The sequence below is a fragment of the Kitasatospora sp. GAS204B genome (assembly GCF_029892155.1).
GTDB lineage: Bacteria > Actinomycetota > Actinomycetes > Streptomycetales > Streptomycetaceae > Kitasatospora.
Genome location: NZ_JARZAG010000005.1, coordinates 175,581 through 189,209, shown reverse-complemented (window position 1 = coordinate 189,209; position 13,629 = coordinate 175,581). Strand labels below are relative to the sequence as shown.

The following is a 13,629-nucleotide window of genomic DNA, read 5'->3' as shown; positions in this document are numbered from 1 at the left end:
TAACGCCACGGAGACGAGCAGGAGCACGGGAAAACATCGAGATGTCGGCACCCAATAAGTCCTACGACCCGGTCGAGGTTGAGGCATTGAAGCCCGAAGAGGTCGAGCGTGCCAGGGACGAGGCGGTAGCCGCTTTCGCCGCCGCCACCAGCCTGGATGAGCTCAAGCAGGCCAAGGTCGCGCACACCGGCGACCGTTCCGCACTCTCGCTGGCCAACCGCGAGATCGGTGCGCTGCCCCCGCACGCCAAGGCGGCGGCCGGCAAGCTGATCGGCCAGGCCCGCGGCGCGGTCAACCAGGCGCTGGCGAAGCGTCAGACGGAGCTGGAGGCCGAGCGCGACGCCCGGGTGCTGGTCGAGGAGGCGGTGGACGTCACGCTGCCGTACGACCGTGCTCCGCGTGGCGCCCGGCACCCGCTGACCACGCTGGCCGAGCGGATCGAGGACACCTTCGTCGCGATGGGCTACTCGATCGCCTCGGGCCCCGAGGTCGAGGCCGAGTGGCTCAACTTCGACGCGCTCAACCTGGGCCCGGACCACCCGGCCCGCTCGATGCAGGACACCTTCTTCGTCGCGGCCGCCGACGGCTCGCCCGACTCCGGTCTGGTGATGCGCACCCAGACCTCGCCGGTGCAGATCCGCAGCATGCTGGAGAAGCAGCCGCCGCTGTACGCCGTCTCGGTCGGCCGGGTCTACCGCACCGACGAGCTGGATGCCACCCACACCCCGGTGTTCCGCCAGGTCGAGGGCATCGCGGTGGACGAGGGCATCACCTTCGGCGACCTCAAGGGCACCATCGAGCTGCTGGTCAGCAAGCTGATCGGGGACGAGCTGGAACTGCGCTGGCGGCCCTCGTACTTCCCGTTCACCGAGCCGAGCGCCGAGGTGGACCTGCAGTGCTTCGTCTGCCGGGGTGCCAGCGTGGGCAACCCGGACGCCCCCTGCCGGACCTGCTCCTCCGAGGGCTGGATCGAGCTGGGCGGCTGCGGAGTGGTCAACCCGCGGGTGCTCGTCGCCTCCGGGGTGGACCCCGAGCGTTACAGCGGATTCGCCTTCGGCCTGGGCCTGGAGCGGATCCTGATGAACCGTCACAACGTCGCCGACATGCGCGACATGGTCGAGGGTGACGTGCGCTTCACTCTCCCGTTCGGGATGGAGATCTGATGCGCGTCCCGCTTTCCTGGCTGCGTGAGTACGTCGACCTGCCGGCCGGTGTGACCGGTCGCGAGCTGGCGGCGAAGCTGATCCGGGCCGGCCTCGAGGTCGAGACCGTCGAGCAGCTCGGCGCCGACCTCAAGGGCCCGCTGGTGGTCGGCGAGGTGCTGTCGATCGAGGAGCTGACCGGCTTCAAGAAGCCGATCCGGCACTGCTTCGTCAACGTCGGCGACGCCAACGGCACCGGCGAACCGCAGGAGATCGTCTGCGGCGCCCGCAACTTCGCGGTGGGCGACAAGGTGGTCGTGGTGCTGCCGGGCGCCGTGCTGCCCGGCCCGTTCCCGATCGCGGCCCGCCAGACCTACGGCCACACCTCGGCCGGCATGATCTGCTCGGCCCGTGAGCTGGGCATGGGCGACGATCACGACGGCATCATCGTGCTGCCCTCGCACTACGAGCCCGGCACCGACGCGATCGAGCTGCTCGAGCTGGTCGACGAGGTGCTGGACATCGCGGTCACCCCCGACCGCGGCTACTGCCTGTCGATGCGCGGGGTGGCCCGCGAGGCCGCCGCCGCGTACGGCCTGCCGCTGGCCGACCCGGCGCTGCTCGACGTGCCGCCGGCCAACTCCTACGGCTACCTGGTCAAGGTCGCCGACCCGGCCGGCTGCGACCGCTTCGTGGCCCGCACCGTGGTCGGCATCGACCCGGCCGCCCAGTCGCCGATCTGGCTGCAGCGCCGCCTGCAGAAGATGCACGTCCGCCCGATCTCGCTGACCGTCGACATCACCAACTACGTGATGCTGGAGGTCGGTCAGCCGCTGCACGCGTACGACAAGAGCCGGGTGGACGGCCCGATCCAGGTGCGTCGCGCCGAGGCCGGCGAGGTGCTCACCACGCTGGACGGCCAGAAGCGCGAGCTGTCCGCCGAGGACCTGCTGATCTGCGACAACAGCGGTCCGATCGGTCTGGCCGGCGTGATGGGCGGGGCCTCCACCGAGATCCTCGACCCGGTGGTGGACCAGGAGACCGGCGCCGTGGTCGGCTCGACCGAGGTGATCATCGAGGCCGCGCACTTCGACCCGGTGGCCATCGCCCGCGCCGCCAAGCGGCACAAGCTGCCCTCCGAGGCCTCCAAGCGCTTCGAGCGCGGGGTGGACCCGGAGGCCTCCAGGGCCGCCGCGCAGCGCGCCGTCGACCTGCTGGTGCTGATCGCCGGCGGCACCGCCGAGGCCGGGGTCACCGACATCGCGGCCCCGCACCCGGTGCGCACCATCACCATCGCCGCCGACCTGCCGGACCGGATCGCGGGCCTGGAGTACGGTCGCGAGACCGTCGCCCGCCGGCTGCAGGAGGTCGGCTGCTCGGTGGCCGGCGGGGACCTGCTGGAGGTCACCCCGCCCACCTGGCGGCCCGACCTGACCGACCCCAACGACCTCGCGGAGGAGGTCATCCGGCTGGAGGGCTACGACAACGTCCCTGCCCGGATGCCCACCGTCCCGCCGGGCCAGGGCCTGACCCCGGTGCAGCGGATGCACCGCCGGGTGGGCGTGGCGCTGGCCGGGGCCGGCTACGTCGAGGTGCACAACTACCCGTTCCTCGGTGAGGCGGCCTTCGACGGCCTCGGCCTGGCCGCGGACGACGTGCGCCGGCGCACCGTCAAGCTGGTCAACCCGCTGAACGACGAGGAGCCGGCGCTGCGCACCACGCTGCTGCCGGGGCTGCTCGCCGCGGTGCGGCGCAACATCGGCCGCGGCAACACCGATCTGGCGCTCTTCGAGACCGGCCTGGTCTTCCTGCCCGAGGCCGAGCAGCCGGTGGCCCCGCGTCCGGCGGTCGACCGCCGTCCCAGCGACGAGGAGATCGCCGCGCTGAACGCCGCGCTGCCGCACCAGCCGCGCCGGGTCGCCGTCGCGCTGACCGGCGAGCGGCTGCCGTCCGGCTGGTGGGGCAAGGGCGCGCCGGCGAGCTGGGCGGACGCCGTCGAGGCGGCCCGCACGGTGGCCCGCGCGGCGGGCGTCGAGCTGACGGTCCGCCAGGGCCAGTACCTGCCCTGGCACCCGGGCCGCTGCGCCGAGCTGCTGGTGGCCGGCACTGACCGGGTGGTCGGCCACGCCGGCGAGCTGCACCCGCGGGTGGTCAAGGCGCTGCACCTGCCCGAGCGCACCGTGGTCGCCGAGATCGACCTGGACCTGCTGACCGCCGACGGCGAGCTGCAGGCCCAGGGCCCGACGGTCTCCAGCTACCCGGTGGCCACCCAGGACGTGGCGCTGATCGTGGACGCCGCCGTGCCGGCCGCCGAGGTGGAGGCCGCGCTGCGCGAGGGCGCCGGCGAACTCCTGGAGGCGATCCGGCTGTTCGACGTCTTCACCGGCGAGCAGGTGGGCGAGGGCAAGAAGTCGCTGGCCTACGCGCTGCGGTTCCGGGCCACCGACCGCACGCTGACCGCGGACGAGGCCTCGGCCGCCCGCGAGGCCGCGGTGGCCGCCGCGCTCGCCAGCACCGGCGCGGTGCTGCGCGGGGCGTAGTCCCTCCCGGCCCACGGGGCCCCGGTTCGGAGCGATCCGAGCCGGGGCCCCGGTCGTTCGCCCGGAAACCGCCCGGGTGCGAGAGCTGGGCGCGAAAACCGGTTCGCCGCACGTCTGTTCGTCCTGCTAGCGTCCGGGGTGTGCCGAAGCTGAATCAGATCATCGCCGTCGAAAAGGGCGTCAAGTCCAAGTCGTTCCAGGAGCTGACCCAGGCTCACCAGGACGTCCAGAAGCCCGCGTTGCTGGCCGGGATCTCCCGCACCTACCAGCCCAAGGACGAGGAGGGCGAGCAACTGCCGCCCGAGTCGACCCGGGTGCAGCTGAAGGCCGAGGACATCCTGCGGGCGACCGCGGCGACGCTGACCCGGCTCTTCGACGTGACGGCCACCAAGGACTGGGCCAACCGCTCCGCCTGCGCCGACGTCGTGGTGGACGGGCAACTGCTGCTCGCCCAGGTGCCGGTGCCCTACCTGCTCTTCCTGGAGAAGCAGCTCACCGACCTGTTCACCTTCGTGCGCAAGCTGCCGGTGCTGGACGCCGCCGAGTCCTGGAACCTGGACCCGTCGACCGACTCCTGGAAGACCGAGGCGGTGCGCACCATCCGCACCAAGAAGGTGCCCCGCAACCACGTCAAGGCCGAGGCCACCGAGAACCACCCGGCCCAGGTCGAGGTCTACTACGAGGACATCCCGGTCGGCTACTGGACCACCGTGAAGTTCTCCGGCGCGCTGCCGGCCCGGCGGGTCAACGAGCTGCAGGAGCGGGTGGAGAAGCTCCAGCAGGCCGTCAAGTTCGCCCGCGAGGAGGCCAACAACGTCGAGGTCACCGATCAGCGGGTGGGTGACGCGGTGTTCGGCTACCTGTTCGGGTAGCCTCATGAACGCCCCTCACCCGAGCGTGAGGGGTGCGCCGGGGAGCCGGCGCAAGCTGACACTGATGTTGAAGCTGATCCCAGGGATCCAGTGGGGGTTCGAATCCCTCCTCCTGCACGAACACGCAGGAGTAGCCCAAGCCAGGCAGAGGCAGTCCCTGTCAATCTCAGACTCTCGCTCCAGTCTCAGCATTCGCCGCCGATCGCCGGATCGACCGGGTGTGGACGAATATCGACGAATGCGGGTTCAAATCCTGTCTGTGCCGCTCTCGTGGCACGGTAGTTCAACGGCAGAACGCGTCGATTTAACGCTGATCCGCACTCTTCAACGTGCCGGCGTGCGCAATTGGGCGGCAAACAGGGGCCCGGGAGCTGGCTACGCTCCCGGGTCCTCCTTCTTTCCGAATCTCCGAGAACTGACGGTCAGTCGAGCACCGGCCAGGCGAGCTTCGATCAGCTGACCGGATCGGCCCAGGCCGCCGCCCAACTGGCCGGACCGACGATCCCGTCCACGGTGAGCCCCTTCTCCTGCTGGAACTGGCGGCAGACGTGGTCGGACTGCTGGCCGTACCAGCCGTCCACGGTGAGCGGCCAGCCGCGGTCGTGCATCCGTTGCTGCCAGGTGCGCACGTTGCCGTCGTGCAGCATCGGCGTCTGCAGTTTCAGGTACTCGCCCGGCCACGGCGGGCCGGCCGGGGCGAAGGAGGCGGCCCAGGAACGCAGTTCGGCGGTGCTGGCGAGGTGGCAGTAGTCCTGGTCGGTGCTGCCGGAGTCGGCGTACTGGTGGAAGAGCCAGTTCGCGTTGATGCCGGGCTGACCGGCGGGCAGGCCGGAGGTGGCGATCCACAGGAAGTCCTGGACGTACCCGGTGGTGTCGATGCTCTGCCAGTACTCCAGGTTGCAGTACAGGCCGACGGGGTTGTGCGGCAGCCGGCTCTTGACGTACCGCAGCCAGGCTTCCTTGTAGGAGAGTTGGGTGCTGTGTGCGACCGCTTCGTTGGCGCTGTCGTAGCCCTCCCAGTCCAGGCAGACCAGCTCGCCGACCTGCGGCTGGGCCAGGCCGAGGAAGCGATCGGCCTCCTGCTGCGGGGAGTTGGCCATCTTCGGGTAGTGGTAGTAGCCCACCACCAGGCCGGCGGCGCGGGCGTGGTCACGCTGTGCGCTCCACTCCGGGTTGGTGTAGGTCAGGCCTTGACTGACCTTCACGAAGGCGAAGCTCAACCCGGTCGTGTCCGGTGTCGATGACTGGTAACTGGCCCAGTCCTGCCCGTATATCCCCATGCTGCTCCGTCCCCTGCGGGTGGGTGCGCGGTGTGCCCGAACGTTCGCGGTGTTACCCAGAACCGGCCTCGCTGATAGCTGGCGGCGCGAACGGAAACGGCGGAAGTCGACCCGGCCCGGGCATCGTCCCCAGCGGCCCGGAAACGAGGAAGAGGTCCAGTCCGACCGGACTGGACCTCTCCTGACGACTGGCGGTCGCCTGATCAGGCGGTCGCCGTGTAGTCGTAGAAGCCGCGCCCGGACTTGCGGCCCAGCAGGCCGGCGTCGACCATCCGGGAGAGCACCGGCGGGGCCGCGTACAGCGGTTCCTTGTACTCGGCGTACATCGACTCCGCGATCGAGGCGATGGTGTCCAGGCCGATCAGGTCGCACAGGCGCAGCGGGCCCATCGGGTGGGCGCAGCCGGCCTCCATGCCCTTGTCGATGTCGGCGGCGGTGGCCACACCGGTCTCGAACATCCGCACGGCGGACAGCAGGTAGGGCACCAGCAGCGCGTTGACCACGAAGCCGGCCCGGTCGCGGGCCCGGATCGGCTCCTTGCCGAGCACCTGGACGGCGAAGGTCTCCACCCGGGTGGTGGTCTCGGCGGAGGTGGTCAGGGTGGGGATCACCTCGACCAGGCGCTGCACCGGGGCCGGGTTGAAGAAGTGCAGGCCGATCACCTGCTCCGGACGGGAGGTGGCCGCCGCCAGCTTGACGATCGGGATCGAGGAGGTGTTGGAGGCGAGCACCGCGTCCCGCCGGCGCACCACCTGATCGAGCGTCTGGAAGATCTGGATCTTGATGTCCTCGCGCTCGGCGACCGCCTCGACCACCAGGTCGCGGTCGGCGAACTCGGCCAGGTCGGTGGTGAACGAGAGGTGGGCCAGCGCCTCGTCACGCTGCTCCTCGGTGAGCTTGCCGCGCTTGACCGCGGTGTCCAGCGAGTTGGTCAGCCGGGTGCGACCGAACTCCAGGGCCTCGCCGGTGGCCTCCGAGACCAGGACGTCCAGTCCGGCCCGGGCGAAGACCTCGGCGATGCCCGATCCCATGAGACCGCAGCCGACCACTCCGACGCGCGCGATGTCGCTCACTCACTTGCCTTTCCGGGTTTCCAGCCGGGCGGGGTCGCCGCCCATGTCGCTCGACCGTACTACTTGGCGCGGCACGGTGGGGCGGGGGCCCTGCTGATCAGCTGCTGCGCCGTTCGTGTGAGGCCGATGGGCGAGCCCGTGTGGCCGGGCGCACCCGGACGCGCGCAGCCAGCATGCTGTCCGGGAGTACGGGGCCGACGGCTCGACAGCGCGAACGGGGCGGAGGGAGCTGCGATGCGCAGCAGTTCGCTGGAGGGTCAGGTGGCCCTGGTGACCGGCGCGGGCCGGGGCATCGGACGGGAGATCGCGCTGGGCCTGGCCGCCGAGGGGATGGCGGTCGGACTGGTCGGACGGACCCTGGGGACGCTCACCGCGACACTCAAGACCTGCGTCCAGCAGGGCGCCAGGGGCGTCGCGGTGACCGCGGACGTGGCCCGGCCCGGCCCGGTGCGCGAGGCGGTGCGGGTCATCGAGCGGGACCTGGGGCCGATCGACCTGCTGGTCAACAACGCCGGGCAGGTGGACCGCTCCGAGGTCCCGTTCTGGGAGGCGGACCTGGGCCAGTGGTGGCAGGTGATGGAGGCGAACCTGCGCGGGCCGGTCAACCTGCTGCGCAGCGTGCTGCCGGGGATGGTCAAGCGTCGGCGGGGGCGGATCGTCAACCTCAACTCCGGCTTCGCCGTCCGTCCCGACGGCCACTACAGCGCCTACGCCACCTCCAAGGGCGCGCTGCTGCAGCTCTCCGACAACATCGCCGACTCGCTGGCGGAGCACGGTGTGGTGGTGCTGGACATCAGCCCGGGTGCGGTGGCCACCGACATGACCGCCGGGATGGCGATGTTCGCCACGATGAAGGAGTGGAACAGCATCCCGTACATGGTCGCCGTCACGGTGGACGCCGCGCGCGGGCGGTTCGACGGGCTGCACGGGCGGTTCATCCACGCGGGTCGGGACAACCTGGAGCACCTGGTGTCCCAGGCGGCCGAGATCCGGGCGCAGGATGCCAGGACCCTGCGGCTGCGCCCGTACAGCCCGGACGATCCGCTGGCCTGAACAGGTCCCGGGTCAGGTCCGGTCCTGGCCAGGCCCTGGGTCAGGCCCGCCCCAGGGAGACGTGGCAGAGCGCCTGGCGGTCCGCGGCCGACACCTGGGCGGCGAAGCGGTAGGTGTCGTACAGCTCGCGCAGCACCTTGATCTTCCCGTCCACCACCTGGAACATCCCGTAGTAGTGGTTGGTGTAGTCCTTGCCGTTCGGCTGGACCATCTTCCCGGTGTACTCGATCAGCGCCCACTGCGGATCGGCGAAGGCCTCGGTGCGCACCACCGGCAGATCGATCGACCGGAGGGCCGTCACCACGCCGGTGTAGCGCCGGCGGACCGCGTCGGCGCCGTCGAGGCGCCGCGGACTGCCCGGCGGGGCGAAGGGCGTGTCCAGCACCACGTCCTCGGCGAGGCAGGCGAAGGCGGTCGCCAGGTCCCGGTCGCTGATCGCCCCCAGGAAGCGGCGGGCGACGCTCTGCGCGTCCTGCGCCTGCGCGGGGGCGGCCGGTGCCGACGGGGTGGTGAGGATCGCGGGGTCACCGCTGCGCCAGGTCGGGGTGGCCACCAGCCGGGTGATCCGCCAACCCGCGGGCGTGGCCCGCAGGTCGAACCGGTAGTGGCCGGCGTTCTCCAGGCGGGCGTCGGGCCAGGCACCGGCTCGGCTGTGCCACACCTGGTACTGGGCGGTGCAACTGGCGGTGCCGGCCGACCGGTTCACCATGACCAGGTGGTCGGTGAGCCGGTGCTCGGTCGAGGACACCCCCGCCACCTGCGCCGCGCAGGCGTCGACCAGTTCCGCGCGGGTCAGCGTGCGCGGCTCGTCGGGCGGCCCGATGACCACCTGCTCGGCGAAGACCTCGGCCAGCGCGGACCAGTCCCGCCGATCGAACGACCAGCCGAATCTGCCGCACTGCTCGATGACGTCGAGCCGATCGCGCAGATCCGCTGCCGGGCGCTGCTGGGCCCCCTGCGTCATGGCAGCTCCTTCGGGTGGTCCCCGGCGGCTTGCGTCACGCGGGCAAGCGGCTGGACCGGCATCGAGTCAAGCTCCAATATGACACTGAGTCAATCATCTTGTCGATACCGCCCGGGTCACGAGCAGAGCTGACTCGCCGTCACCGCGCGCAGCCCGCGTTGCTGGAGCGCTTCCAGCACGGCCGGCAGCGCGTCCACGGTGCCCTGGTGGCCCATGTGCAGGGCGACGATCGAGCCGGGCTTGATGCCGCCGAGTATCCGGCGCTGGACCACCTCGGCCCCCGGGTCGGCGTAGTCGCGCGGGTCCAGGTCGTAGGAGAGGCAGTGCTCGTAGCCCGCTCGGCGGGCCTGCGCCTTGACCTCGGCGGTGGCGTACTGCGCGGCCGAGGGGCGGAACCAGCGGCCGATCGAGCCGGTCAGCGTCCGCAACCGGTCCGCGCAGCCGGCGATCTCGGCGTAGGCCTGGTCACCGGACATCGAGGAGATGTCCAGGTGGCTGAGCGTGTGGTTGCCCAGTTCGTGGCCGCCGTCCAGGATCCGCCGGGCCATCTGCGGCTGCTGGTCCAGCCAGCTGCCGACCACCAGCACGGTGACCTGGGCGCCGTGCTGCTCGGCGGCCTCCAGCAGGGCGGTCGCCAGTTTGGGATCGCCCTGGCCGTGGAAGGTCAGCGCGATCTGCGGACGGTCCCGGGGGCCGGTGACCACCTCGGGAGGCGTGCTCGCGGCCAGCGGTGGCAGCGCCGGCGGGCTGCCCGAGGCCGAGCCGCCGGGTGTCGAACTCGGCGTGGCGCTCGGGATCCGATTGGGTGTCAGCACCGTCGGCGTGCCCGGCGAGGCATGCGGATTCGGCGGGCCGGACCCGGCCGCGGCGGCGGTGCCCCCGGCGGTGGCGGCCTCCTGGCCGCAGGCCGCGAGCAGTGGACCGGCCGCGGTCAGGGCGGCCAGTTGGGCGGTGGTCCGCAGAATCCTGCGGCGGTCGGCGCTCATCGCCGCCAGCATAAGGAGGGCGGAAACACCCGGCGATTCGAACGGGAACCACACGGCGACGCGGCGTTGACCCCGGGTCAGCGGATCCGGTCGGCGCGAACGGGGCGGCGCAACGGGCCGGCGGACCGGGTCAGAGCCGGAAGATCCCGTAGGAGAATCCGGCGGCCCGGACCCCGTCGGCCGTGGCCGTCACCCCGTGGGCCAGCAGCGGCTCGGCAGCGGGGGTCAGTTGGGGCAGGGCCAGCTCGGTGGGCTCGCGGCGCGGGTTGACCACCACCAGATGGGTGGTGCCGCGCAGGTAGGCGAACGGGTAGCCGTCCGCGACCACCGTGACGCCGTGGCCGGTGCCGAGCTCGGGAGTGTCGCGGCGCAGCCGGATCAGCCGCTTGACGTGGCTCAGCGGCGAGTCCGGGTCGACGCGCTGCGCGGCCACGCTCGGCCGGTCGGCGGCCGGGTCCAGCGGCAGGTAGAACGCGCCGGGGTCGGCGGTGGAGAACCCGGCCCCGGGTGTGTCGTCCCACTGCATCGGCGTCCGCGAGCCCTGCCGGGCCTCGGTGCCGAACTGGCTGCCCTCCCGCTCCGGCAGGCCGGGGACGTAGCGCATGCCGATCTCGTCGCCGTAGTAGATCACCGGCAGGCTCGGCCAGGTCAGCAGGAAGGCGAAGGCACAGGCCAGCTGCTCGCGGGTGCGCGGACCGCAGGCCAGCCGGGAGAAGTCGTGGTTGGCGGTGGGCAGCGCGACCAGCCCGCGGCCGTCGATCGCGGTGTCCGCCGCCTGCCAGGCCGACAGGAACTCGGCCGGCGAGCCGCCGCCGCCCTGGTCGAAGTAGCAGGGCTCGCCGTGTGCCCAACTGCCCTGGCTGCCGGTGCCGTTGTCCCAGAGCGAGCGCAGGCCGCGCCCGTTGAAGTGCAGCAGGAAGTCGGCGTGCAGCCCGGCTGGGACCGAGCGGGCCGGGTCGCCCCACTCGGCGATCAGCACCTTGTCGGGGTGCTCGCGGTCCAGCCAGGCGCGCAGCTCGCCCCAGAGCTTGGCGGTCTCCAGCTGCCCGGGGTCGTCCTTGACCAGCGAGGCCGCCATGTCCACCCGGAAGCCGGCGACGCCGAGCGCGAACCAGTGCGCCATGATCTCGCGCAGCGCCGCCCGGTTGGCCCGCGGGCCCGGGGCGTCCACCGGGCTGCGCCAGGGCTCGGCCGGATGGGGGCGGGCGTAGCCGAAGTTGAGGGCGGGCTGGATCGGGTAGAAGTTGGCGCGGTAGAAGCCGCCGCGCCGGCCCTGGTTGGGGATCCACTCGTGCACCGGGGCGGTGATCCGGTCGGACCAGATGTAACGGTCGTCGGCGGGATCGTGGGCGGCCTGCTGGAACCACGGGTGGCGGTGCGAGGTGTGGCCCGGCACCAGGTCGAGCAGCACCCGGATGCCGCGGGTCCCGGCCGCCTCGACCAGCGCGGCGAGGTCGGCGTTGGTGCCGTAGCGCGGGGCGATGCTGAGGTAGTCCGCCACGTCGTAACCCGCGTCGCCGAACTCGGAGCTGAAGCAGGGGCTGAGCCACACGGCGCTCACCCCGAGCTCGGCGAGGTGGTCCAGGCGCCCGAGGAGGCCGGGCAGGTCGCCGATGCCGTCGCCGTCGGAGTCGGCGAAGGACTGCGGGTAGACCTGGTACAGCACGGCCTCGGCGAGCCAGGCGGGAACGTCGGGCCGACGGGGACTCAGGGGCGCCATGCGGCCAGCGTAGGACGCCGGGGTGACGCTTGTCCGGCACTCCCGGGATCCGGCGGTCAGCTCTCGCGCAGCCCGGTCAGGTGGGCGAAGACCACCACGTTGGCGGTGTAGTCGCCGCGCTTGCGGTCGTAGGCGCCGCCGCAGGTGATCAGGCGCAACTGGGCGTCGGCCGTCTTGCCGTAGACCCGGTCGTCCGGGAACTGGTTCTTGGCGAAGACCTCCACACTGTCCACCGTGAAGCTCGCGGTGACCTTGTCGTCGCGGGCGATGTCGACGGTGGTCCCGCGGGTCACCGAGCTGAGGCCCCAGAAGACGCCGGGCGCGGTCTTGGTGTCGACGTGGCCGAGCACGATCGCCGGACCGCGGTTTCCGGGGACGGTGCCGCCCTGCCACCAGCCGACCAGGTTGGTGTTGTCCGGCGGGGGCGCGTTCAGCACCCCGCTCGCGTCCAGGCCGAGGCCGGTGAAGGGGGCGTTGACGCCGATCGAGGGGATGCTGAGCCGGGTGGGGTGGGCGTCCGGGACGACGATCGCGGGCACCGTCCGGGCCGCCGAGTGGGATGCGCCGGCACTGGCCGAGGCCGAGACCGAGGGCTGGGGGGCGACGGCCCGGGGCATCGGCGGGAGCCCGGCGTTCGGGTCGGCCGACCGGTGGATCATGATCAGGCCGAGCAGGCAGGCGCCCAGGGCGGCGAACAGCACGTTGCGCCGCCGCCGGCTGAGGGGTTCGCGGTAGCCGGTCGGGTCGCCGTTCGCGGGGGCGTGGTTGCCCATGGACAGGCCTTTCTGGACGGGGTGAGCCGGTGGGGGAGCGCCGTCGCGCGCCACGCCGCCGCCGGGGACAGGGCGGTGGCGCGGCGCGCGAGGTGTGGGCCGGGTCGGCCGGGCGGCTGACGGTGGGTCGGGTGAGCGGAGTCAGCCGGCGGCGCCGATGCGGGTCAGCGCTCGGCGGGCTTGCGGCGGCGCAGCGCCAGGGCGCCGACGCCGACACCACCGGCCAGCAGCGCCGCGCCGGTGGCGGCGCTGCCGCTGTTCAGCGCGGCGAAGCCACCGCCGGTGTGCACGCCACCGTGCGGGCGGCGGTCCTTGTCCTTGGAGCTGGGGTCCTTGGAGTCGCTGTCCTTGTCCTTGGTGCCGGTCCAGCCGTGGTCGCCGTCGGTCTTCTTGTCCTTGCCCCAGCTCTTGTCGTCGGCCTTCTTGTCGTCGGCCTTCTTGTAGTCGTCCGTCTTCTTGTAGTCGTCCTGGGGGGACGAGCTCATCGGGCGGTCGGACGGGACACCGGGAACGGTGTCGGCGAAGGCGACGGCCGGAGCGGCCAGGCTCAGAGCGGCGGCGGTGAGGGTGGCGGCTGCCAGGTGACGTACACGACGCATGAGTGGGATCCCTTTCGGCGGCGCACCACGGACGGGGTCGGCATCGGGCCGGCCAGAGGGACGTCGGGGCGCCTGCTTCACCGTCCGCTGCGCAGCGCGACGGCGCCACCACACAGCGTGCGAATGTGTGACATTCGGTATGCGGATCGGCGTGTCGGACGGTGCTTCGCTCACCCAGCGTGAGATGTCACCCGGTGCCCAGGTGCATCCTGGAGAGGTACCGCTGGAGGTGACGGTGATGACGAAGACGCTGGTCGGATGGCACATCGAGCTGGAGTTCGCCGAGCAGGGCGCGCACACCCGGGCGGCCGCGCTGGTCAGGCTCCCGGACGGTCGCGAGTTGCGGGCGCACGGCGACACCAGCCGGCACCCCGCCGATCCGGAGCAGTTGCGGGTGGGTGAGGAGGTCGCGGCGGCGCGGGCCTTGCAGGACCTGGTCAGGCAGCTGCTGGAGAAGGCGCACACCGAGATCGACGAGGTGGGGCCGGTGTCGAGCTATCCGTTGATGTGACCCGAGGGCGCCGGCTGCGCCACGAGATGACGGGCCGTCGGCCGCGGCACGGCCGGTCCGTGGGATTGATGCGTACCTGACGAGTCAGCATGGACATGACTGGGTACCGTCCCCGT

General features: G+C 71.9%; 12 protein-coding genes. 5 read left to right on the top strand and 7 right to left on the bottom strand.

What is annotated here, in order from left to right:
• Positions 1-41 precede the first annotated feature (41 nt).
• From pheS to P3T41_RS09205, 3 genes are all read left to right on the top strand, one after another.
• The gene (gene pheS, locus P3T41_RS09215) at positions 42-1,163 is read left to right on the top strand and encodes a phenylalanine--tRNA ligase subunit alpha (RefSeq protein ID WP_280689147.1); all 1,122 of its coding nucleotides are present in this window, start codon (positions 42-44) and stop codon (positions 1,161-1,163) included.
• Positions 1,163-3,682, top strand: a complete 2,520-nt coding sequence (gene pheT, locus P3T41_RS09210) for a phenylalanine--tRNA ligase subunit beta (protein ID WP_280689146.1) — start codon at positions 1,163-1,165, stop codon at positions 3,680-3,682. The genes pheS and pheT overlap by 1 nt, the downstream gene beginning before the upstream one ends.
• A 140-nt stretch (positions 3,683-3,822) precedes the next feature.
• Entirely contained in the window at positions 3,823-4,554 is a 732-nt protein-coding gene (locus tag P3T41_RS09205; protein WP_280689144.1) for a hypothetical protein, read from the top strand.
• A gap of 452 nt (positions 4,555-5,006) precedes the next feature.
• On the opposite strand, the gene P3T41_RS09200 is transcribed toward P3T41_RS09205, so the two are convergent.
• Complete coding sequence (locus P3T41_RS09200; protein WP_280689143.1) at positions 5,007-5,834, bottom strand: GH25 family lysozyme; 828 nt, start codon at positions 5,832-5,834, stop codon at positions 5,007-5,009.
• Between the two features lie 203 nt (positions 5,835-6,037).
• Entirely contained in the window at positions 6,038-6,907 is an 870-nt protein-coding gene (locus tag P3T41_RS09195; protein ID WP_280689142.1) for a 3-hydroxybutyryl-CoA dehydrogenase, read from the bottom strand.
• A gap of 234 nt (positions 6,908-7,141) precedes the next feature.
• Between P3T41_RS09195 and P3T41_RS09190 the strand changes: the two genes are divergently transcribed.
• Positions 7,142-7,960 (top strand): SDR family oxidoreductase, encoded by an 819-nt coding sequence (locus P3T41_RS09190; protein ID WP_280689141.1) that lies wholly within the window; start codon positions 7,142-7,144, stop codon positions 7,958-7,960.
• 40 nt (positions 7,961-8,000) lie between these two features.
• Here P3T41_RS09190 and P3T41_RS09185 read toward each other — a convergent pair whose 3' ends face one another.
• From P3T41_RS09185 to P3T41_RS09165, 5 genes are all read right to left on the bottom strand, one after another.
• Positions 8,001-8,924 carry a nuclear transport factor 2 family protein gene (locus P3T41_RS09185; protein WP_280689140.1) on the bottom strand — a complete coding sequence of 308 codons (924 nt, stop codon included), beginning with the start codon at positions 8,922-8,924 and terminating at the stop codon, positions 8,001-8,003.
• Between the two features lie 116 nt (positions 8,925-9,040).
• Positions 9,041-9,910 (bottom strand): polysaccharide deacetylase family protein, encoded by an 870-nt coding sequence (locus tag P3T41_RS09180; protein WP_280689139.1) that lies wholly within the window; start codon positions 9,908-9,910, stop codon positions 9,041-9,043.
• A 130-nt stretch (positions 9,911-10,040) separates the two neighbouring features.
• Positions 10,041-11,630 (bottom strand): alpha-amylase family glycosyl hydrolase, encoded by a 1,590-nt coding sequence (locus tag P3T41_RS09175; RefSeq protein WP_280689138.1) that lies wholly within the window; start codon positions 11,628-11,630, stop codon positions 10,041-10,043.
• 56 nt (positions 11,631-11,686) lie between these two features.
• The gene (locus tag P3T41_RS09170) at positions 11,687-12,403 is read right to left on the bottom strand and encodes a class F sortase (RefSeq protein ID WP_280689137.1); all 717 of its coding nucleotides are present in this window, start codon (positions 12,401-12,403) and stop codon (positions 11,687-11,689) included.
• Positions 12,404-12,567: 164 nt separating this feature from the next.
• On the bottom strand, positions 12,568-13,002 hold the full coding sequence (locus P3T41_RS09165; protein ID WP_280689136.1) for a hypothetical protein: 435 nt from the start codon (positions 13,000-13,002) through the stop codon (positions 12,568-12,570).
• A gap of 238 nt (positions 13,003-13,240) precedes the next feature.
• Between P3T41_RS09165 and P3T41_RS09160 the strand changes: the two genes are divergently transcribed.
• Complete coding sequence (locus tag P3T41_RS09160; RefSeq protein WP_280689264.1) at positions 13,241-13,513, top strand: DUF1876 domain-containing protein; 273 nt, start codon at positions 13,241-13,243, stop codon at positions 13,511-13,513.
• Positions 13,514-13,629 lie beyond the last annotated feature (116 nt).